This window comes from Streptomyces virginiae, assembly GCF_000720455.1.
GTDB classification, from domain to species: domain Bacteria; phylum Actinomycetota; class Actinomycetes; order Streptomycetales; family Streptomycetaceae; genus Streptomyces; species Streptomyces virginiae.
In genome coordinates, this window is the sequence record NZ_JOAK01000009.1 from 180,954 (window position 1) to 201,700 (window position 20,747).

General features: G+C 71.7%; 16 protein-coding genes. 9 read left to right on the forward strand and 7 right to left on the reverse strand.

The features are described from left to right. Nucleotides 1-5: 5 nt before the first annotated feature. The gene (locus tag IG86_RS41235; RefSeq protein ID WP_244305897.1) at nt 6-824 is read right to left on the reverse strand and encodes an AraC family transcriptional regulator; all 819 of its coding nucleotides are present in this window, start codon (nt 822-824) and stop codon (nt 6-8) included. Then, complete coding sequence (locus IG86_RS44400; RefSeq protein WP_051785220.1) at nt 761-1,063, reverse strand: hypothetical protein; 303 nt, start codon at nt 1,061-1,063, stop codon at nt 761-763. Before IG86_RS44400 ends, IG86_RS41235 begins: the two co-directional genes overlap by 64 nt. A gap of 201 nt (nt 1,064-1,264) precedes the next feature. Here IG86_RS44400 and IG86_RS0116450 point away from each other — a divergent pair, with 201 nt between their 5' ends. The 8 genes from IG86_RS0116450 (at nt 1,265) to IG86_RS0116485 (ending at nt 12,518) form a co-directional block, all read left to right on the forward strand. Then, nucleotides 1,265-2,680, forward strand: a complete 1,416-nt coding sequence (locus IG86_RS0116450) for a serine hydrolase domain-containing protein (RefSeq protein ID WP_030897508.1) — start codon at nt 1,265-1,267, stop codon at nt 2,678-2,680. A 330-nt stretch (nt 2,681-3,010) separates the two neighbouring features. Continuing rightward, the gene (locus tag IG86_RS0116455) at nt 3,011-4,348 is read left to right on the forward strand and encodes an ABC transporter substrate-binding protein (protein ID WP_234316030.1); all 1,338 of its coding nucleotides are present in this window, start codon (nt 3,011-3,013) and stop codon (nt 4,346-4,348) included. A 14-nt stretch (nt 4,349-4,362) separates the two neighbouring features. Further along, nucleotides 4,363-5,238, forward strand: coding sequence for a carbohydrate ABC transporter permease (locus IG86_RS0116460; RefSeq protein WP_045936531.1), 876 nt, complete (start codon nt 4,363-4,365; stop codon nt 5,236-5,238). Next, nucleotides 5,235-6,083, forward strand: coding sequence for a carbohydrate ABC transporter permease (locus tag IG86_RS0116465; protein ID WP_030820785.1), 849 nt, complete (start codon nt 5,235-5,237; stop codon nt 6,081-6,083). The genes IG86_RS0116460 and IG86_RS0116465 overlap by 4 nt, the downstream gene beginning before the upstream one ends. 73 nt (nt 6,084-6,156) lie before the next feature. Continuing rightward, nucleotides 6,157-9,186, forward strand: coding sequence for an alpha-mannosidase (locus IG86_RS0116470; protein ID WP_030897510.1), 3,030 nt, complete (start codon nt 6,157-6,159; stop codon nt 9,184-9,186). Between the two features lie 313 nt (nt 9,187-9,499). After that, entirely contained in the window at nt 9,500-11,524 is a 2,025-nt protein-coding gene (locus tag IG86_RS0116475) for an NADPH-dependent 2,4-dienoyl-CoA reductase (protein ID WP_030897512.1), read from the forward strand. Between the two features lie 46 nt (nt 11,525-11,570). Then, on the forward strand, nt 11,571-11,984 hold the full coding sequence (locus tag IG86_RS0116480; RefSeq protein WP_030897514.1) for a PaaI family thioesterase: 414 nt from the start codon (nt 11,571-11,573) through the stop codon (nt 11,982-11,984). An 81-nt stretch (nt 11,985-12,065) separates the two neighbouring features. Then, on the forward strand, nt 12,066-12,518 hold the full coding sequence (locus tag IG86_RS0116485; RefSeq protein WP_030820796.1) for an SRPBCC family protein: 453 nt from the start codon (nt 12,066-12,068) through the stop codon (nt 12,516-12,518). Nucleotides 12,519-12,532: 14 nt separating this feature from the next. Here IG86_RS0116485 and IG86_RS0116490 read toward each other — a convergent pair whose 3' ends face one another. The 5 genes from IG86_RS0116490 to IG86_RS0116510 all read right to left on the reverse strand — a co-directional run bounded on the left by IG86_RS0116490 (nt 12,533) and on the right by IG86_RS0116510 (nt 18,469). Further along, nucleotides 12,533-14,104, reverse strand: coding sequence for an alpha/beta hydrolase (locus IG86_RS0116490; RefSeq protein ID WP_030820798.1), 1,572 nt, complete (start codon nt 14,102-14,104; stop codon nt 12,533-12,535). Between the two features lie 154 nt (nt 14,105-14,258). After that, nucleotides 14,259-14,855 carry a hypothetical protein gene (locus IG86_RS0116495; protein WP_051785221.1) on the reverse strand — a complete coding sequence of 199 codons (597 nt, stop codon included), beginning with the start codon at nt 14,853-14,855 and terminating at the stop codon, nt 14,259-14,261. A 130-nt stretch (nt 14,856-14,985) separates the two neighbouring features. Next, the gene (locus IG86_RS0116500; RefSeq protein WP_030820802.1) at nt 14,986-16,014 is read right to left on the reverse strand and encodes an SCO0930 family lipoprotein; all 1,029 of its coding nucleotides are present in this window, start codon (nt 16,012-16,014) and stop codon (nt 14,986-14,988) included. Between the two features lie 137 nt (nt 16,015-16,151). Further along, nucleotides 16,152-17,570, reverse strand: coding sequence for an NADH-quinone oxidoreductase subunit NuoF family protein (locus tag IG86_RS0116505; protein ID WP_234316031.1), 1,419 nt, complete (start codon nt 17,568-17,570; stop codon nt 16,152-16,154). Nucleotides 17,571-17,599: 29 nt separating this feature from the next. Then, a complete protein-coding gene (locus tag IG86_RS0116510) occupies nt 17,600-18,469 on the reverse strand; it encodes a hypothetical protein (RefSeq protein WP_063761535.1) in 870 nt (289 codons plus the stop codon). A 764-nt stretch (nt 18,470-19,233) separates the two neighbouring features. On the opposite strand from IG86_RS0116510, the gene IG86_RS0116515 reads away from it, so the two are divergent. After that, the gene (locus tag IG86_RS0116515; RefSeq protein ID WP_385872635.1) at nt 19,234-20,367 is read left to right on the forward strand and encodes a PucR family transcriptional regulator; all 1,134 of its coding nucleotides are present in this window, start codon (nt 19,234-19,236) and stop codon (nt 20,365-20,367) included. The last annotated feature ends 380 nt before the right edge of the window (nt 20,368-20,747 follow it).

The window sequence follows — 20,747 nt, forward strand, 5'->3', positions numbered from 1 at the left end:
GCGCGTCAGCCACCGCTGCGAGGGGCGGGCGCCGCGAGTCCCGCCGCGTTGCGGATGTCCCGGGGCGCCCGCCCGTCCCACCGCCGTACCGCCCGGCGCAGCGCGCGCATGTCGCTGTAGCCGACCCGGGCCGCGATCACCTGGAGCGGCACGTCGGTGGTGCGCAGCAGCTCCATCGTCCGTTCCTGGCGCACGGATTCGACCTCCTCGCGCCAGGTCGTGCCGAGCTCCCGCAGGCGCCGCTGCAGCGTGCGCGGGCTCATCGCGAGCCGCCCGGCGACGTACTCCAGGTTCACGCTGTCCTCCCGGAAGGCGCCTGCGAGGACCATCCGGAAGCTGTCCTGCCAGAGCATCACCGGCTGGGCGGCCGCCAGGGTCAGCCGGGCCTGGTGCGCCAGGAGGCGGTCCAGGCCCGGCTGCGCCTTGGGCAGCGGCGCGCGCACGTCGTCGTCGTGGAAGGTGATCGAGTTGTACGGCGCCTCGAAGTCGATGCGGGTGGTGCCGAACAGCTGCGCCAGCCGGCGGTACTCGCGCGGCGCGCCGTGCGTGACGCAGACGCGCAAGGGGGCGAGGGGCCGGCCGGTGGCGGCCCGCGCCCGGGTCAGGAACATGGCCAGCGCGAACCAGTCGATGGCCTCCACCACGTCCGGCCCCCAACTCCCCGTCGAGTGGCGGACGGTGAAGGTCCGCCCGTCCTCCTCGATGAGGAGCTTCTCGTTGGCCGGGTCGGCGATGACGGCGTTGTACTCCACCACCTGCCTCAGGGACTCCCGCAGACTGGGACCGCTGGTGACCAGGTAGTCCCACAGGCCGAACGTGCCGATCGGGGCCTCGTCGTGAGCAGCGCCCCGACCGCCGACCCCGCCCCGGACAGCGTCAGCTCCTCCCACACGGAGAGCGCCGACGGGGTCGAGACCCGGGCCAGGTCGTTGCCCAGCACCTCGGGGCCCAGGTCGTGGAACCGGGCGAACCTGTCCATGCCCGCGCCCGTCCTGCGCAGGGCGTCGACGACGAACCGGGCGAGGTGCACGGAGATGGTTCCGCGGGCGTTGTGAGACTGCATGGGGCGGTGACGCTACCAGTCCGCCGGCCGAACTTCCCGGCCCCGCGCGCAGCTTGGCGCAGGCGCGTACCCTGGCGGCCCGAAACGCTCCCCACCTGGCGGGAAACCGGTTCCCCGGTTGGCGCCGGGGGTCCCCTCGCTGACGCGTGCGGGTCCTTATGACCGCCCGCGGGACCCGCCTACGGTGACGTCGACCACGGCATGACCAACCGAGTCGAAGGATCCGACGTGACGTTCTCACCTGCCCACTGGCAGAGCCGCCTCGACGCGTTGCGCGCCGCCCACCACGTACCCGGCGCCACCCTCGCGGTGTTCGCCGACGGACGGATCCACGAGCTGGCGAGCGGCCTGCTGCACCGCGGAACAGGGGTGGAGGCCACCACCGACTCGGTGTTCCAGCTCGGCTCGATAGCCAAGATCTACACCGCCACCCTGGTCATGCAGCTCGTCGACGCCGGCCGACTGGACCTGGACACACCCGTCTGCGAGATCCTGCCGGAGTTCTCCCCGGCCGGCGCCCCCGGGTCCGACAAGGCGATCACCGTGCGCCGGCTGCTCAGCCACACCAGCGGCCTCACCTGTGACTTCACCTACGACAGCGGGCGCGGCGACGACTGTCTGGCCGAATATGTGAGGGCCGCCCGGAACGTGGCGCTCGACTGCCCGCCCGGCACCGCCGTCTCCTACAGCAGCGTCGGCTACAACGTCCTCGGCCGCATCGTCGAGGTCGTCACCGGACGCACCTGGGACCAGGCCCTGAAGGAGCGGATCGTCGCCCCCCTGGGCCTGACCCACACCATGACCCTGCCCGAGGAGGCGCTGGCCTTCCGTACGGCGATGGGCCACCTGCCGGGCGACGGGCCGGAGCCCGAACCGGCGCCGGTCTGGGACATGATGCCGCGTTCGGCAGGGCCGTACGGGCGTGTCCTGGCGAGCGCCGCCGACGTGCTGAGGCTGGCCAAGATGCACCTCGACGGCGGCGCCACCGCGGACGGCACCCAGGTCCTGGGCGCCCGCGCCGTCGCGGCCATGCAGCGCTGGGAGGTCGACGTCCCCGACCGGTGGACGGTGAGCGCCGACGGCTGGGGGCTGGGCTGGTCGCTGTACGACTGGAACGGAGTCCCGGGGTACGGCCACGACGGCGCCTCCGTCGGCCAGTACGGCTACCTGCGCGTCGTGCCCGGCGCCGACGTCATCGTCGTCCTGCTCACCAACGGAGGCGGAGCCCGCCGCCTGTACGCCGACCTGTTGCGCGAACTCCTCGCGGACCTCGCCGAGGTCCGGACGCCCCCCTCCTTCGCGCCGCCCGCACACCCGCCGACGGTCGACATGACCCCGCTGCTCGGCACCTACCGGCGCGAGGGCGTCGTCATCACGGTCACCTCCGGCTCCGGCGGCTCCCCGCACCTGCGCTACGAGTTCGTCGACGGCATGCGGGACTTCTCGCCTCCCCTGGAGCTGGACCTCACCCCGCTCAGCGCGACCGTCTTCGCCGCCACCGGGGCCGGCCCCTCCTTCAGCGAGGACTGGATGCCGGTCGTCTTCGCCGCCCTCGTCGACGGCACCCCCTGCTGCTACATCGGCATGCGCTGCGCCCCCCGCACATCCCCCCACTGACCGCCCCCCGATGGAGGCTTCGCCGGGTGGAGGTAAAGCGCATTAGCGCGGGCCCGGGGGAAAGGGGCGACAAGGAGTCAACATTGGCGGGCGCGGCGGTCCGTCGTCGAATCGACCCCAGGATCGGCGGGCTTTGTACTAAAGCGCATCAGTCCAGCTCGAAGGTGGGGGACCGCGCTTTCCGTCGCAGTCCGCTGCGCGCCCTCGCGGGAATCGGTACCCGTCGTCATCGGCCAGCGTCAAATCGGCCTCATTGACGAGGTCTTGCCTTCCAGCGACGGTGGGCACCGCCTCCGGCGACGAGGCCGGACTTCTGCGAAGGCGGCGACGATGACCCGTTCGAACCCGATCCGTACGGCTGTTGCCGCGCTGGCTGCCGGCGCGCTGATGTCGACCGCCGCGTGCGGGCTGGGCGGCGCCGGCGCCGGGGATGCCAAGGAGGCCGAGAGAACGGGAAAGGTGGCCGGCGAGATCACCTTCCGTACCCTCCAGCTGAAGCCCACCTTCACCGGCTACGTACAGGCCGTCATCGACGCCTTCGAGAAGAAGTACCCCGAAGTGAAGGTCAACTGGGAGGACGTGCCGGGCGACGGCTACAACGAGAAGCTCGTCGCCGACGCCCAGGCGGGGGCCCTCCCGGACGTGGTCAACCTGTCCACCGACTCCTTCCAGCTCCTCGGCGACCGGGGCCTGCTCGCCGACGTCGCGAAGCTCGACGGGGACACGGCCGGACAGTACGTCCCCGGCGCCTGGGAGCAGTTCAAACTCCCCGGGAGGGGCGACAGCGTCTACGCCTACCCCTGGTACGTGACCCCGGAGATCCTCACCTACAACAGGGAGCTCTTCGAGAGGTCCGGCCTGGATCCGGCCGTGCCGCCCACCAGCGTGGAGCAGTTCTTCGACTACGCCGAACAGATCGCCGCCCGGTCGGACGGCCAGTACTCCGCCTTCATGGCCGACCCCAAGGGACGGTTACCGGGCGACTGGCAGAAGATGGGCGTCCCCCTCCTCAGCCCCGCGAAGGACCGGTTCACCTTCGCCACCGACAAGGCCGTCGAATGGGTGGAGCGGATGAAGGACCTGTACGCCAAGGGCGCCATGCCCAAGGAGTCCCTCCTCAAGTCCGACGACATCAACCAGCTCTACGGCGGCGGCAAACTCGTCTTCGGCCCGGGCTCCCCGGGATTCGTCAAGGACGTCAAGCGCAACGCCCCGCAGGTCTACGCCAAGACGCAGGTCGCGGGCGCCGTCACCGGCCGGCTCGGCCACATCGGCATCTACGCCCAGTCGCTCGGCATCAGGAAGGACACCGAACACCCGGACGCGGCGGCCGAGTTCGCGAAGTGGGTCACCAACGGCCCGAACCAGGTGGAGTTCTCCAGGAAGGCCACCATCTACCCCTCCAACGCGCAGGGCCTCGCCGACCCGTTCTTCTCCGACAGGGGCGACGGCAAGGACGCCGAGACGCTCGCCCGTGCGGTCGGCGCCGACCAGCTGAAGAGCGCCGCCCTCGACGCCAACACCCCCGTCCAGTGGACCAACCAGGTCGGGGACGCCGTCGTGCGCGAGGTGCAGAAGGCCGTCAAAGGTGAGCAGGACGCCCGGACGGCGGTGAAGAAGGCCGAGGAAGCGGCGAACCGGCTCCTCGCCGACGCGGCCCGCCCGTGACGGCCGACACCGGGCTGCCCCACCGCACCTGGTGGACCCCGTACCTCTTCCTCGCCCCCGGCCTGGCGATGGTGCTGCTGTTCAGCCTGTGGCCGTTCGTCAACACCGTCATCCTCTCCTTCACCGACGCCCGCATCCTGCGCGGCGGCGGCTTCGTCGGCCTCGACAACTACCGGCGTGCCCTCGCCGACCCCGACTTCTGGGTCGCCACCGGCAACAGCGTGCTCTACCTCCTGGTGGTCGTCCCCTGCCTGGTCCTCCTGCCGCTGGCCCTCGCCGTCCTCGTCCAGGCCAAGATCCCCGGCATCGGCTTCTTCCGCTCCGCCTTCTACACCCCGGTGATCGCCTCCGCCGTGGTCGTCGGGCTGATCTGGCAGTGGGTCCTGCGCAGCGACGGCCTCGTCAACACCGTCTTCCGGCGGCTCCACCTGGTCTGCGAGCCGGTCCCGTTCCTGACGGACAGCACGATGCTGCTGGTCTCCGCGATGATCGTGACCGTGTGGAAGGGCCTCGGCTACTACATGGTCTTCTACCTGGCCGCCCTCGGGAACGTCCCCGCCTCCCTGCACGAGGCCGCCGCGATCGACGGCGCCGGCCCGGTCCGCCGCTTCTTCAGCATCACCGTCCCCCAGGTGAAACCGATGATGCTGCTCGTCGGAACCCTCTCCGCCATCTCGGCGCTGCGCGTCTTCACCGAGATCTACATCCTCGGCGGGGAGAGCGGCGGGCCCGGCGGCGGAGCCCGCACCCTGCCGTTCCTCATCCGCCAGGTGGGCCTCGGCTTCTCCGGCGAGACCGGCTACGCCTCCGCCATATCCATCCTGCTGTTCCTCCTCACGCTGGTCTTCAGCCTGTTGGGCCGCCGTCTGACCAAGGGGGACGAGGCATGAGCCCGGGCGCTGCACACCCCGGCCGCGCGCGCCGCCGGCTCGGCCTGGCCGCCCGGTACGGCACGCTCCTGCTCATGCTCGCGGTCATGCTCGGCCCGATCGTCTGGCAGTTCCTGACCTCGATCCGCGGCCGCACCGAGAACGTGTACGACGGCGTACTGCCCGCGCAGCCCACCTTCGACAACTACGTCCGTGTCGCCGAGTCCTTCCCACTGCTCCAGTACGTCGGCAACACCCTCGTCGTCGCGGTCCTCGCGATCACCTCGAACCTGCTCTTCGCCGCGATGGGCGGCTACGCCCTCTCCCGCGCCGCCTGGAAGGGCCGCGAGGTCGTCTTCACCGTCCTCGTCGCCACCCTGATGTTCCCCTTCGAGTCCGTGATGATCTCGATGTTCCTCACCGTCCGTGAGATGGGCCTGGTCGACACCCTCGTCGGGGTCTGGCTGCCCGGCGCCGTCTCCGTCCTCAACATCATGATCATGCGTGCGGCCTTCCTCGCCGTGCCCAAGGAGGTCGAGGAGGCCGCCGTCCTGGACGGAGCGGGCGAGTGGACCCGCTTCACCCGGGTCTTCGTCCCCTCCGCCAAGGGCGCCCTGGCCGTCGTCTGCATCACCAGCTTCATGGGCGCCTGGGACGACTTCCTCTGGCCGCTGCTGGTCCTCACCGACAGCGACCACTACACCCTCCAGCTCGGCCTGAAGACGCTGGCCGGCGCCACCACCGTCAACGACCAGCGGCTCATCGCCGCGGGCGCGATGGCAGCGCTCCTGCCGATGATGCTCCTCTTCTTCGCCCTCCAGCGTTTCTTCTTCAAGGGCGTGGGCGAGGGAGCCGTCAAGCTGTGAGCCGGACCGTCCGACCGACCCGCAGGCCCTCCGTACCGACCGACCACCACCTCCGGGAGCAGGAGCAGCTGTCATGCATGACGACCGCAGCATCACCGAGCACCGCCTCCGCCGGGTGCTCCACGAACGCATCAAGCCCGCCGTCCACTCCAGCCCGCTCCCACTGACCGTCGAGCGCTGGGACGCCCCGGGCGAGCCGGTCCCCGTCGCCGACGGCCTGGCGGCGCCCTACGAGCCCTGCGCGCCCGGCGACGCATGGGGCCCGGCCTGGGGCACCACCTGGTTCAAGGTCACCGGAACCGTCCCCGCCGGATGGGCCGGCCGGACCGTGGAGGCCGTCCTCGACCTCGGCTTCGACCGGATGATGCCCGGCTTCCAGTGCGAGGGCCTGGTCCACCGGGCCGACGGCGGCGAGATCAAGGCCCTCAACCCGTACAACGACTGGGTGCGCGTGGCCGACCGCGCCGAGGGCGGCGAGCGGATCGAATGGTACGTCGAGGCCGCCGCCAACCCGGTCCTCGTCGACCACCGCGCCACCTACGAGGGCGACCTGCGCACCAGTGGCGACCAGCCCCTCTACCGCCTCGCCCGGATGGACCTCACCCTCTTCGAGACCGAGGTCTGGGAGCTGGTCCAGGACCTCGAAGTGCTCTACGAGCTGATGACGCAGCTCGCCGCCGACGACGCCCGCCGGTACGGGATCCTGCGCGCCCTCGGCGCCGCCCTGGACGCGGTCGACCTCACCGACGTATCCGGCACGGCGGCGGCCGCCCGCGCTCGCCTCGCCGGCGTCCTCGCCGCCCCCGCCAACGCCTCCGCGCACCGCATCAGCGCGGTCGGCCACGCCCACATCGACTCCGCGTGGCTGTGGCCGCTGCGCGAGACCGTGCGCAAGGTCGCGCGGACCACCTCCAACATGGTCAACCTCATGGACGAACACCCCGAGTTCGTCTTCGCGATGTCGCAGGCGCAGCAGCTCGACTGGATCAAGACCCACCGGCCCGAGCTCTTCGAGCGGGTCAAGAAGAAGGTCGCGGACGGGCAGTTCGTACCGGTGGGCGGCATGTGGGTGGAGTCCGACACCAACATGGTCGGTGGCGAGGCGATGGCCCGCCAGTTCCTCTACGGCAAGAAGTTCTTCCTCGACGAGTTCGGCATCGACACGCACAACGTCTGGCTGCCGGACTCCTTCGGCTACACCGCCGCCCTGCCGCAGATCGTCAAGCTCTCCGGCTCCCGGTGGTTCCTGACCCAGAAGATCTGCTGGTCCCAGGTGAACAAGTTCCCCCACCACACCTTCTGGTGGGAGGGCATCGACGGCAGCCGCGTCTTCACGCACTTCCCTCCGGTCGACACCTACAACTCCGACCTCGGCGGGGCCCAGATGGCGCACGCGGCCCGCAACTATCAGGAGAAGGGACGCGGCTCACGCTCCCTGACCCCCTTCGGCTGGGGGGACGGCGGCGGCGGACCCACCCGCGAGCACCTCGCCCGCGCCCGGCGCCAGCGCGACCTCGAAGGCTCGCCGCGCATCGAGATCGAGCGGCCCGACGCCTTCTTCGAGAAGGCCCGCGCCGAGTACGAGGACGCGCCCGTCTGGGCGGGCGAGCTCTACCTGGAGCTGCACCGCGGCACCTACACCTCGCAGGCCAAGACCAAGCAGGGCAACCGGCGCAGCGAATCCCTCCTGCGCGAAGCCGAGCTGTGGGCGGCGACCGCCGCCGTCCGGGTGGCGGGGTACGCCTACCCGTACGAGGACCTGGAGCGGATCTGGAAGACGGTGCTGCTCCACCAGTTCCACGACATCCTGCCGGGTTCCTCCATCGCCTGGGTGCACCGCGAGGCCCGCGAGACGTACGCGAAGGTGCGCGAAGAGCTGCGGGGCATCACCCTCGCCGCGCAGCAGGCACTGGCGGGGGAGGGCACCGGGGAACTGGTCTTCAACTGCGCCCCGCACGCCCGCCACGGCATCCCGGCGGGCGGAGCGGGCCGCCCGGCGCAGCCGCCGGAGCCGGTCACCGCCGAGGAGCGGCACGGTGGCGGACACGTCCTGGCCAACGGCAGGCTGCTGGTGGAGATCGACGGCCGCGGCCTGATCGTCTCCGTCTACGACCTGGAAGCGCGCCGTGAGGCGGTCGCCCCGGGGACCGCCGCGAACCTGCTGCAGATCCACCCCGACTTCCCCAACATGTGGGACGCCTGGGACGTCGACGAGTTCTACCGCAACAACGTCACCGACCTCGACGGGCTGGACGGCATGGAGGTCACCGAGAGCGGGCCGCGCTCGGCGACGGTACGGGTCACCCGCTCCTTCGGCCGGTCCACGGCGGTCCAGCAGGTCACCCTGCGGGCCGGGGCCAGGACGGTCGACATCGTCACGGACGTCGACTGGCACGAGACGGAGAAGTTCCTCAAGGCCGCCTTCCCGCTGGACGTGAAGGCCGAACGGACCGCTTCCGAGACGCAGTTCGGGCACGTGTACCGGGCCACCCACACCAACACCTCATGGGAGGCGGCCAAGTTCGAGATCTGCGCCCACCGCTGGATCCACGCGGAGGAGCCCGGATGGGGGGTGGCCCTGCTCAACGACTCCACGTACGGGCACGACGTGACCCGCGACGTACGGGCCGACGGCGGGCAGACCACCATCGTACGGCTCTCCCTGCTGCGGGCCCCGCGCTACCCGGACCCGGAGACCGACCAGGGCGCCCACACCCTGCGGTTCTCGCTCGCGCCCGGCGCCGGGATCGGTGACGCGGTCCGCGAGGGCCATGCGCTGAACCTGCCCGAACGCACCGTGCGGGGCGCCGGCCCGGTCGCCCCGCTGCTGGCGGTGGACTCGGACGCGGTGGTGGTCGAGGCGGTCAAGCTGGCCGAGGACCGTGGCGGGGACGTGATCGTCCGCCTCTACGAATCCCTCGGCGGTCGTGCCACGGCCACCCTCACGGCGGGCTTCCCCGTCGCGGAGGCGATCGAGAGCGACCTGCTGGAACGGCCCCTCGCGGGCACGGCCGTCACGCATCCGGCCCCGGGGGCGGACGGCGCGGTGGCCCTGACCCTGCGCCCCTTCCAGATCGTCACGCTCCGCCTCCGCCGCCCCTGACCGCCGCCCGTGGGACACGCCCCGGACCGGACGCCGTCGCCGGGTCGCCGTCGCCGGTCCAGGGCCGCCTCCCACGCCTGCGGGGAGGGGTGGCGGTGGCGGTGGCCGTCGGCGCCCGCGCGGCAGCGCGTCCCGTACCGGGCCCGGCCCGGGCGGGCTACGGCGTGAACTCCGCCACAGGCGCGTGAGGACCGGGCCCCGGGGGACCGGGAAACGAGGGCCCGGCGCCCCCACCAGGTTTTGCACCTAGTTGCAAAACCTGGCCCGCCTCGCTAGAACAGGTTCATCACCCCCGCGCGAGGAGGCGCCCCCCATGAGTTCCCAGAGCCGGTACCCGCACCTGCTGAGCCCCCTGGACCTCGGCTTCACCACCCTGCCGAACCGCGTGATCATGGGGTCGATGCACACCGGCCTCGAAGAGCACCAGGGCGGCTTCGAGCGCCTCGCCGCCTTCTACGCCGAGCGCGCCCGCGGCGGCGCCGGCCTCATCGTCACCGGCGGCATAGCGCCGAACGACGCCGGCCGCCCCTTCGAGGGAGGCTCCCGCCTCACCACCGAGGAGGAGGCCGCCGAGCACCGGGTGATCACCGACGCCGTGCACGCCGAGGGCGGGAAGATCGCGATGCAGATCCTCCACTTCGGCCGCTACGCCTACCACAAGGACCTGGTCGCGCCCAGCGCCATCCAGGCCCCCATCAGCCCGTTCGTCCCGAACGAGCTCTCCGACACCGAGGTCGAGCGCACCGTCGAGGACTTCGTCCGGGCCGCCCGCCTCGCCAAGCTCGCCGGCTACGACGGCGTCGAGATCATGGGCTCCGAGGGGTACCTGATCAACGAGTTCATCGCCGCCGCGACGAACAAGCGCACCGACCGCTGGGGCGGCGCCTACGCGAACCGCGTCCGCTTCCCGCTGGAGATCGTCCGCCGCACCCGCCAGGCCGTCGGCGAGGACTTCATCCTCGTCTACCGCCTCTCCATGCTCGACCTGATCCCCGGCGGCTCCACCCTCGACGAGGTGGTCCACCTGGCCAAGGAGATCGAGGCGGCCGGCGCCACCATCATCAACACCGGCATCGGCTGGCACGAGGCCCGCATCCCCACCATCGCCACCTCCGTCCCGCGCGGCGCCTACACCTGGGTCACGAAGCGGCTGATGGGCGCGGTCTCCGTCCCCCTCGTCACCAGCAACCGCATCAACACCCCGGAGATCGCCGAGGAGCTGCTCGCCGACGGCCGCGCCGACCTCGTCTCCCTGGCCCGCCCCTTCCTCGCCGACGCCGACTTCGTCGCCAAGGCCGCGGCCGGTCGACCCGAGACCATCAACACCTGCATCGGCTGCAACCAGGCCTGCCTCGACCACACCTTCAGCGGCAAGATCACCAGCTGCCTGGTCAACCCGCGCGCCTGCCACGAGACCGAGCTGGTGCTCTCGCCCACCAAGCTGAAGAAGCGCGTCGCCGTCGTCGGCGCCGGCCCGGCCGGCCTCGCCTGCGCGGTGTCCGCGGCCGAACGCGGCCACGCGGTCACCCTCTTCGAGGCCTCCGGCCACATCGGCGGCCAGCTCGACATCGCCCGCCGCATCCCGGGCAAGGAGGAGTTCGAGGAGACCATCCGCTACTTCGGCACCCAGCTCGCCGCCCACGACATCGACGTCCGCCTGGACACCCGCGCCGACGTCGAGACCCTCCAGGGCTACGACGAGGTCGTCGTCGCCACCGGCGTCACCCCCCGCACCCCCGACATCGAGGGCGTGGACCACGCCAACGTGGTCAGCTACCTCGACGTGCTGCGCGACGGCGCCCCCGTCGGCGAGCGCGTCGCCGTCGTCGGCGCCGGCGGCATCGGCTTCGACGTCGCCGAGTACCTCACCGACAGCGGCGAGGGCGCCTCCCAGGACCCGGACGTCTACTTCCGCCACTGGGGAGTGGACACCGCCTACACCGGCCCCGGCGGGCTCACCGCCCCCGAGCGGCCCGCGCCCCCGCGCCAGGTCCACCTGCTCCAGCGCAAGGCCACCAAGGTCGGCGCCGGCCTCGGCACCACCACCGGCTGGATCCACCGCGCGGAGCTCAAGCACCGCGGGGTCGTCTCCGTCGCCGGGGCCTCCTACGACCGCATCGACGACGAGGGCCTGCACATCACCGTCGGTGACGAGCAGCGCCTCGTACCCGCCGACACCGTCGTCCTGTGCACCGGCCAGGAGCCGCGCCGCGACCTGTACGAGGCGCTGCGCGCGGCGGGTGTGGACGCCCACCTGATCGGCGGCGCCGACGTGGCGGCCGAGCTCGACGCCAAGCGGGCCATCCGCCAGGGCACCGAACTGGCCGCGAAGCTCTGACCGCAAGGGGATTGTGGCGGTCCGGGCGGGCCGCCACAATCTCCCGGTGACGTTCTCTCCCGCAGACGCAGACAAGATCCTCGCCGACAACTTCGCCCCCTGGGTGCTCGCCCTCGGACTGACCGTCCAGGAGACCGGCGACCGGCACGCCGTCCTGCGGCTGCCCTGGTCCGAGGCGCTCGCCCGCGACGGCGGCGGTCTCTGCGGTCAGGCCATGATGGCCGCGGCCGACACCGCCACCGTCATCGCGATCTCCGCCGCGCGCGGCGGGTACGGCCCGATGACCACCGTCCAGCAGTCGACGAGCTTCCAGCGGCCGGTGGTGGACGCCGACGTGCTGGTCCACGTACGGGTCACCAAGCTCGGCAAGCGCATGGCCTTCGCCGACATCACCCTGACCCCCGACGGCGCCGACGAACCGGCCGCCACCGCCTCCACGGTCTACGCCCTGCTCGGCTGACCGCCGCCGCGCGGGTCGGGGGCCGGTCTGGGAACATGGCACGGGTAGTCGCACCGAGGCGAGTCGTACCGAGGAGCGCTCATGTCCGGACAGTTCGAGGCGAGCGTCGAGATCGACCGGCCCGTCGAGCGGGTCTTCGCCTACCTCGCCGACGGCCGCAACGACCCCGACTTCAGTCCGCGCGTCCAGCGGATCACCAGGACCCCCGACGCCCCCACCGCGCTCGGCACGGTCTTCCGCAGCACGGTCAAGGACGCCGGGATGAAGACCGCCCGTGAGTTCCGCGTCACCGGCTTCGACCCGCCGTACCTGATCCGCTGGACCGAGCAGAGCCGCAACCTCGTCACCGCTGAGGGCGGCTACGACCTCGAATCCCTCCCCGGCGGGCGCACCCGGGTCCGGATCTTCAACACCCTCGAAGGGCACGGCCTCGGCAAGCTCCTCGTCGGCCTCGCGCTGAAGGCCGCACGCAAGGACGCCCCCGACTTCGGCCGCCGGATCAAGGCGGCCGCGGAGGCGTCCCTCACGAACTGAACGTCCGGCCCGGGTCAGAACCGCCCGGGAGCCCCCGGGAAGGGCACCGGCTTCGCCGGCGCGGACCCCCGCTTCTCGGCGGCGGCCGGCGGGTTCTGGCAGCTCACGTCCTGGGCGGGCAGCCGGCCCGTGGTCAGGTAGGCGTCGACCGGGGCGTTGGCGCAGGAGGCGGGGTCGAAGAGGTACACGCCGTGGCCCTCACCGCCGCCCGCCAGCACCATCCGAGAGCCCTTGAGCGCCCGGTGCAGGCCCTGGCCGCTGGTGAGCGGGGTTTGCGAGTCCCACTCGTTCTGCACCGTCAGCACGTTCGCCTTCTTGCGCATCGGCGTCGCCGACTCCACCGGCCGGTCCCAGAACGCGCACGGCTTGATGTTGGACGCGAAGTCCCCGTACAGCGGGTACTTCACCTTGTCCTTCGCCGCGTCGCGCTCGTACTGCTCCGTGTAGCGCGGCCAGCTGCCGGTGTCCCCGCAGACCACGGCCCAGAAGACGGCCGTGCCGTTGTCCGAGGCGGGCTCTTCGGCCGTCCGGCCCAGCAGCTTCAGCTTCAGCGCCTGCACGTCCGTGCCCGCCGCCTGCGGCTTGCCCTCGGCGGCGGCCTTCAGGGCCGCCACCAGCGGCGTGGCCTGCGCCGGGTAGAAGAACACCCCGCGCGCGGACCGGATCATGTCCCCGGTGACCTTCGAGCCGTCGAAGTCGATGGGCTCGCGGTCGGCGCGCTCCACCAGCCCCCAGAACGTGTCGGAGACCGCCTTGGGGGTGTCGCCCAGCCCGAACTCGCCCGACCGCTGCGCCGCCCACCGCGTCCACCGCGCGAAGGCGGGCTCGGCCTCGGTGGCCCACACCTGGATCATCCCGCGCCAGATCCGCTGCGGGTCCACACCGCTGTCGAGCACGAAGCGGTCGGTGCGCTCCGGGTACATCTGCGAGTACACCGCGCCGAGGTAGGTCCCGTACGAGTAGCCCAGGTACGAGATCTTCCCCTCGCCCAGCACCTCGCGGATGGTGTCCATGTCGCGCGCCGTGTTGCGGGTGGTGATGTGCGGGAGCACCGCGCCGGACTTCTCACGGCACTTGTCGGCGACGGTGCGCGCCCACGTCACGTCGGCGGAGAAGGTCTCCGGACGGTAGGGGCGGTCGAAGCTCTGCTCGGCGTCGTCCAGCCCGCAGGTGATGGGGCTGCTGGCACCGACGCCGCGCGGGTCGAAGCCGATCAGGTCGTAGCTCTCCCGCACCTCCTTGGGCATCAACCCGTTCATCAGCAGCGGCAGATCGAGCCCCGAACCGCCGGGGCCGCCCGGGTTCAGCAGCATGGCGCCGTGCCGTTTGGCCGGGTTCTCGCTCTTCATCCGGGATATCGCGATGTCGATCGTGCGGCCGTCGGGACGCCTGTAGTCGAGCGGGACCTTGATCGTGGCGCACTCGTACGAGGCCGGCTGCTCGGGGCTGCACCGCTGCCATGCGGGCTTCTGGCGGAGGTGTTCGGCAGCGGGAGCCGCGGCCGCCTGCGTCGAGGCCAGCAGGGGGACGGTGGTGGCGATGAGTCCGGCAGTGGCGAGCAGCGGTGCGAGGCGTTTCAGGCGCACGAAGCCGTTCCTTTCGGAGAAGTCGCTTACGCCTCAACCTTGTTGCACCGAAGTGCCCGGCCGAATCATCCCGAAGGGTCGTGCCGTGTGCTCCTCACGAATGAGCCGATATCAGGACACTGGCCGACGCGCCGTCGCCGGGCCGGGCGCCGACTCAACCGCCTGCGGCGGGAGTCGACTCGTGGCCGGTGTGCTCGGAGGAGCCCGAATGCCCGGAGGGGGGCGTGCCGGCGGAGGGTGTCGCGGCACCGGAGGGTGTGGCGACTGCGGAGGGCGCGGAGTGCCCGGCGGGGCCCGAGTGCTCGGAGGAGGGGCCGCCGTGGTCGGTGCCGGTCTCCACGGAGCCGCCGAGGCGTTCGCGGAGCGCGTTCAGGGCGTCCGTCGACTGGGTGGTGACGACCCACCGGTCGCCCACCAGGTAGACCCCGCCGTACGCCCGTGCCTCGTCCAGCCAGGCGCGCAGCCCCTTCTGGGCGGCGAACGTGGCCATGCGGTAGGCGCCCTGCCCGGTCTCACAGCCTCCCTGCCGCAACTCGTCGGCGTCCACGCTCACTTCGGCGGTGCAGCCGATGGCCGTGGCGATCTCCTCGATCGAGGTGCCCGGAGCGGCCGGGGAGGCCGCCTTCGCCGAGCCGGCGGGCGCGGTCGTGTCGCCGGCGCACCCTCCGCACAGCAGCACGGCGGCGCACGCCGCGGCGACGGCCGCGAACGACGGGCGGATCCGGTGGGCGGGGCGGGCGGTGGACGGCATGGGAACCTCGCGGGCTGATCGGGAAAAGGGGTCGTGGTGCCCGGGAGGGGAGGGGCCCGGGCACCACGCGTTTTTCGGGGGTGTGACGCTGTTCGGCGAAACGGGGAGCCCTTGGGGGAGGGCTCGTGCCTCAGCCGGTGGCCGTCACCTTCTTGCCCTTGTCGGAGACCGCGAACCAGACGCCCTGCTTGCCCTGTCCGTTGATGTCCCCGGCTTCCTTGTCGCCGGTGAACGTGTACACCGGCCAGCAGTCGATCGTCAGCTGTTCGGTGCCGTCAGGCCGCTTGAAGGTGCCCACCAATTCGGCGGGAATTCCCTTCACCAATTCCTTGTCGACGGCCTTGGCGGGCTTCCACGTGTTCAGGCAGGCATCGAGGCAGTTGGTCTTCATCGGCCAGGCGCTGTCCTTGTCGAACCGGTAGAGCGTGCGGCCCTCCGCGTCCGAGAGAATGGGGCCGAGCTTGGTGTTCCGGTTGACGCTGATCGGGTCGGCCTTCGCCGCCTCCTGCCCGCCGGCCTGGCCCGCACCGGAGCCCGCGCCGGCGCCCGCACCGGAGCCCGCGCCGCCACCCGCGCTCGGGTCGGCGCCGGACCCCGCACCGCCGCCGGCCTTCGCCGGCTTGCCGTCGGGCGCCAGCACGTGCCAGGTCCCGCCGACCCCCTCGCCGAGGGTGTCGCCCGCCTTGGTGTCCTTCGCGTAGCGGTACACGGGCCAGCCGGCCAGCGTCAACTGCTTGGTCCCATCAGCGCGTTCGACCGATCCGAGGAGCGACTTGTCGATGCCCTCACCGGCCGAGGCGTCGTCCGCGGAGACCGCCGGCCAAGCGGTGGCGCAGTCCCCCTCGCAGTTGGACTTCGGGGGCTTGGGCGTGTCCTTGTCGAACCGGTAGAGCGTGAAGCCCGCGCTGTCGGTCACCGTCGATCCCAGCTCCGCGGAGGCCTTCACCTTCAGCTCTCCGGCCGGGCCGGCCTTGACGGCGTCGGCCGCGGGGACTGCGCCCGACCCGCCCCCGTACCCGTCGTAGCCGGACCCCGCCTGTTTGCTGTCGCCCACCGGCTGGACGGAATCCCCCTTTCCCGCGGAATTTTCACCGCTGCCGCATGCGGCGGTCAGCATCAATACCGCGACGGCCGACCCGGCGAATACTCCACGACGCATTTTCTTCACGATCTCTCCTTCAGGTCAGGATTCGCGTTCTCGTGCCTTGGGTAATTTCTACGGGGCCGGTCGAGGAGAATGCCGATATCCTTGAGAATTTGTCAGATCGCGCCAACATTGAACCCGGGGGAGATGGTTCAGTCCTGGATGCGCAGCGCGAGCGCGGGACAGCGCCGCACCGCACGGAGCGCCTTCTGCCGCAGCTGTGCGGGCACGGGCATGGACGCCTGGTTGGGGTACCCGTCCGCGTCGAGCCGCACGACGTCCGGAAGGATGTCCACGCACAGCCCGTGGCCCCTGCACAGGGTCCAGTCCACCACCAGCCTTTCCTCCGGGGTCTCGTCCTTCGGCAGGGGCAGCGCCCCCACCACCCGCCGGCCGCAGCCGCTGCCGAGGGCGTGGTCGCGGAACTCGTCCGGGAACGCCGCGAGCGCCGAGGCCACGAAGGCCGCGGTGCCGTCCGGATGGCTGCAGGCGCCGCGGCGCCGTACCACCTTCATCCGGGCTTCGATGGTTTCCAGCGCGGTTCTGCCCCCGCCCCTGACGGCGTCGTCCAGTACGTCGGCCAGCGCGGGCAGTCCCCGGAAGCAGGGGCCGCACTGACCGGCGGTCTCGTCCGCCATCCACCGGGTCACCTTCGCCACCTCGCCGGCCGGACAGGTGTCGTGCGGCAGGGGCAGCACGGCTCCCGCCCCCAGTACCGCGTCGAAGGCGGCGAGGGACCCCCGGGACAGGTCGGCGATGCGAGCGGACCCCGGATCCAGCCACTTGCCGTGGTAGCCGCCCACCAGGACTCCCTGACCGGGATCGAGGCCGCACAGTTCCAGGACGTAGGCCAGCGGGGTCCCGAGGGGTGCCTCGACGACCGTGGAACCGGCGATGGTCAGCATCACGGTGCCGGGCTCGGACGCCAGGCCGACCGAGCGGTAGTCCAGCGCGCCGAGGCGTGCCGCCACGGCGAGCTGGGCGTAGGTCTCGGTGTTCGAGAACAGGGTGGGCATGCCGCCCAGGCCCCGCTCGCTGGTCCGGATCTTCTGTCCGGAAGGCAGCGTCGGCCCGCCGTTCAGGCCGTTGACCATGGAGGTGCTCTCTCCGGTCACGAAGCGTTCGGGCAGAGCCTGCACCCGCACCTGGCGGCCGGCGGGGCCGCGTTCGGCGACGGCCGCGCGCAGCGACTGCTCCACGTCGGGCCGGGTGACGCCGATGACGACATCTTCGGCGCCGACCGCGGCGGCGGCCAGCAGGGCTCCGTCGAGGACCAGGTGCGGGACGTGCAGCAGCAGCGCCTTGTCCTTGAGGCAGCTGGGCTCGCCCTCACTGGCGTTGACGACGACGGCGGTCCCCGTGTCGCGGCCCTCGGCCGCGGCCATGACGGCGCGCAGCTTCCGGGCGAAGGGGAAACCGGCCCCGCCGCGGCCGCGCAGGTCGATGTTCTCGGCGAGCTCGACGAGCTCGTCCGGCCGGTAGCGCGGCATCTGGCCGTGCGTGGTCAGATGCGCGACGCGGTCGAGCCGGGGAGCCTGGTCGAGGCCGGCCAGGAGTCTGGGAGCGCCCACGCAGCCGAGGCTGGGGCGCTTGAAGCCGCTCACAGCCGCCACTCGCGGGTGGCGAACTGGTCCCCGTCCATGCCGGTGGTGGCGCCCAGCCCCAAGCCGACGTCCATGTAGGCGCCGGCCGGGTCGGCCGCGTACACGGCGGTGAGAGCGGGGCTGTCGTCCTGCGGCGGTGCGGCCGGCCCGGTGAACTTCTCCCGGGAACCGGACGTCCGGGCGCGCGATTCCCGGCGCGGCCGGGGGACGGCGGCCACGACGGGCTGCTGCGGAACGCCGATCGGGCCGGGGGGACCTGCCGGCTCCTCGGCCATCCTGGCCTTGAGCCGGAAGGCGAGGATGCCGGCGACACCGAGCAGGCACAGCGCGTAGGACACCGTGACGTAGAGGTCGGCGGCGCGCCCCGCCTTCAGCCCGTGGACCAGCGAGGCACCCCACGCCGGATAGGCGGCGAAGTGCAGGGCCCGCCACCACAGGGAACGGCCCTTGGTGGCGAACACGCTGCGCACCGCGCCCGAGACCGCGACGGCGACGAACAGATAACCGGCAAGGCTCCCGAGCCCGACCAGCACGGGCTGTTCGATGTCGGTGAACGGCACTGCCGCGGCGGACGCGGTCGTCCGCTGCTCCGCGACCTTGACCCATATGTGCAGGGCCAGGAAGCCGAGGCCGGACACGGCGAGGCCGCGGTGCACACCTTGGGCCAGCAGCCGGTGACCCGATTTCAGCAGTAGCCGGTCGGTGGAGACCACTCCCCACAGGACAGTGGCGGTGAGCGAGACGAGCGACAGCACTCCTGCTCCGAAGTCGAGGAAGTCCCAGAACTGGGAGAAGGCGCCCGCGCGGGCGGCCACGGTGACGGAGACGATGGCCGCGCCGACGGCGCAGATCGCGCCAGGACTCATCCGTCCGGGCGTGGGCAGGAGTGAGGGCCGCCGAACGGCCCTCCGTCCGGCGGCCGGAGCCGATGCCGCGTGTCGGCTCTTACGGCGGGCCCTGTGTGGGCGAGGCATGTGCGGCTGGGGCAAGGGCATCCAGGTCTCCTGTGCGCCTGGGCTCCGAGCGATCCACCTGGCGCTCGGAACCCGGGGGTCGTTGTCGTTCTCTGCCCGGCCGCGCTGTGAAACTCCGCGCCGGCCGAGGGAACTTGGGGCCGGAGTGCAGCAGCATCGTGGAGCTGCACATCAGCTCCACAGGATTTATCGAAACGTGATAATTTCTCGCAGCGCGTCTCCGACGCATCGAACAACACCGGAAGATTCCCCTCCAGCGGAGGTTGCGACAGGCCACCGCGCCGCCCGCCACCTACGCGTCCCGGAGAGCAAAATCAGAGCAAAATCCCGGGACCGCGGGTGGTCGGACCTCTCCAGGAGGGAGTACGAGGGCCGCAACTCTCGTGTCAGACAGAGAAGTTGACGCGAGGCGCAACCTCGGCGGGTCTGCCGCTCTTCCCCGGGCAGGCCTCACCCCGGCACGAACGAGGAAAACGATGTGCGAACTTCTGAACCGCATCTGGTCCCGCCCCCGAGGCGAGTGGACGCGCGTCCTGCGCAGGGAACTTCCCGCACTGGCCGCCGAGATAGTGGAGGAGCTTCTGCATGGAATTCCGGAATTTTCCGCACTTATCGATGACAACGATGCCATTGATGCAGAGTTGCTCCGGCAGAGGGTGGAAGAGGCACTCCTCACCACTCTCGGCTACAAGGAGCGATCCCGGGAACAAACGGACGAGTGCCAGGATCTGGCGGAGAACCAGGTCGAAACCGAGCTCGCCCCCGAGCTCGAAACCGCGGGCCGGAGCACGGCCGGCAGCAGAGAGGCGGCGCACGAGTGTGAAATAACGCACGAGGGCCGGCGGGACGACATCCGCGAGGAGGCCCGCCCCGGGTCACGCGACGGGATCCGTGAGGGGATCCGTGACGGGATCCGAGAGACGGCCCGGGAGCGCCTCCGGGTGAACAACCGTGAAGAGACGGAGGAGGAGGCCGTTGAAGGCAACCGGCCGGGCGAACGGGCCCGCCAGGAGCTGTTCAGGACCCTCACCGACGACCGCGTCGCGTCCGACAGCTCCCTCACCGAGCTCGCCGAGGCGGCCGGATGGCCCCTCCCGCTGGCCGTACGGGCCATTGTGCCGGCCACGCCCGGCGAGGCGCAGCAGCTCGCGGGCGTCATGGAGGACGCCCTCGTCGGGATGTTCGCGGGCCGGCCGTGCCTGCTGGTCCCGAGCCCGGACCCGGAGGTCCGCGTACCACTGGAGCACCTGCTGCGCGGCCGGTTCGCGGCCGTGGGCCACGCCGTTCCGCTCCGCGACACGGCCTCGTCCCTGCGCTGGGCGCTGCGTCTGGCGGCGCTGACGCCCAGTCGGCCGGGCCTGGAGGCCAGGGCCGTCTTCGTCGACGACCACCTCTCGACCCTGCTCCTGCTCCAGGACGAACCCCTCGCCCATGCTCTGGCCGCCCGCTGGCTGCGGCCCCTCGCGGACCTGACCCCGCGACAGAGCGAGCGGCTGGAGGTGACCCTGCTCGCCTGGCTCGAGGGCGGCGGAGCCCCCGAAGCCGCCAAGGCCCTCAGCGTGCACCCGCAGACCGTGCGGTACCGCATGCGCCAGCTGGAAAAGCTCTTCGGAACCGGCCTGCGTGATCCGCGGACCCGGTTCGAGCTGGAGATGGCCCTGCGCAGCCGCCGCCTGATGGCCCAGGTGCGGCGCCAGCACTCACGCGTGACCCGCAGGACGGCCCGCGTGATCCAGGCGGACTTCACCCCGCTCGTCGTCGGCCGCATGGCCCGCGTCAACGGCCTCTGACACACAAAACGCCCGGCCCGGCCCCGTGACGACGGGGCCGGGCCGGGCGTTTTCGTGTCCCCGGGCGCACCACCCACCCCACGGCCCACACCACCGTTCACAGCCCACGTCCGTCGCCGACCGTGTCCGTGACGGGGGGCCGGCTGCGTCGAGCGGTGCCGGGCGGTGCCCGGCGGTGCCCGGCGGTGCCGCGGTATCGGGCGGTGCCGGCTGACGCGGCCGGGCCGGGTGGGGCGGGTGGGGCGGGTGAGGCAAGAAGTGGGGCCGGGCGGGCGTCCGGGCCCCCGGTCCCGCCCTCCGTAACGGGGCCGTGGGCCCGGAACACAAAAGAGGTGTTGGTCCGAAGCGGCCTTCGGACCAACACCTTTCCCGGGGCGGAC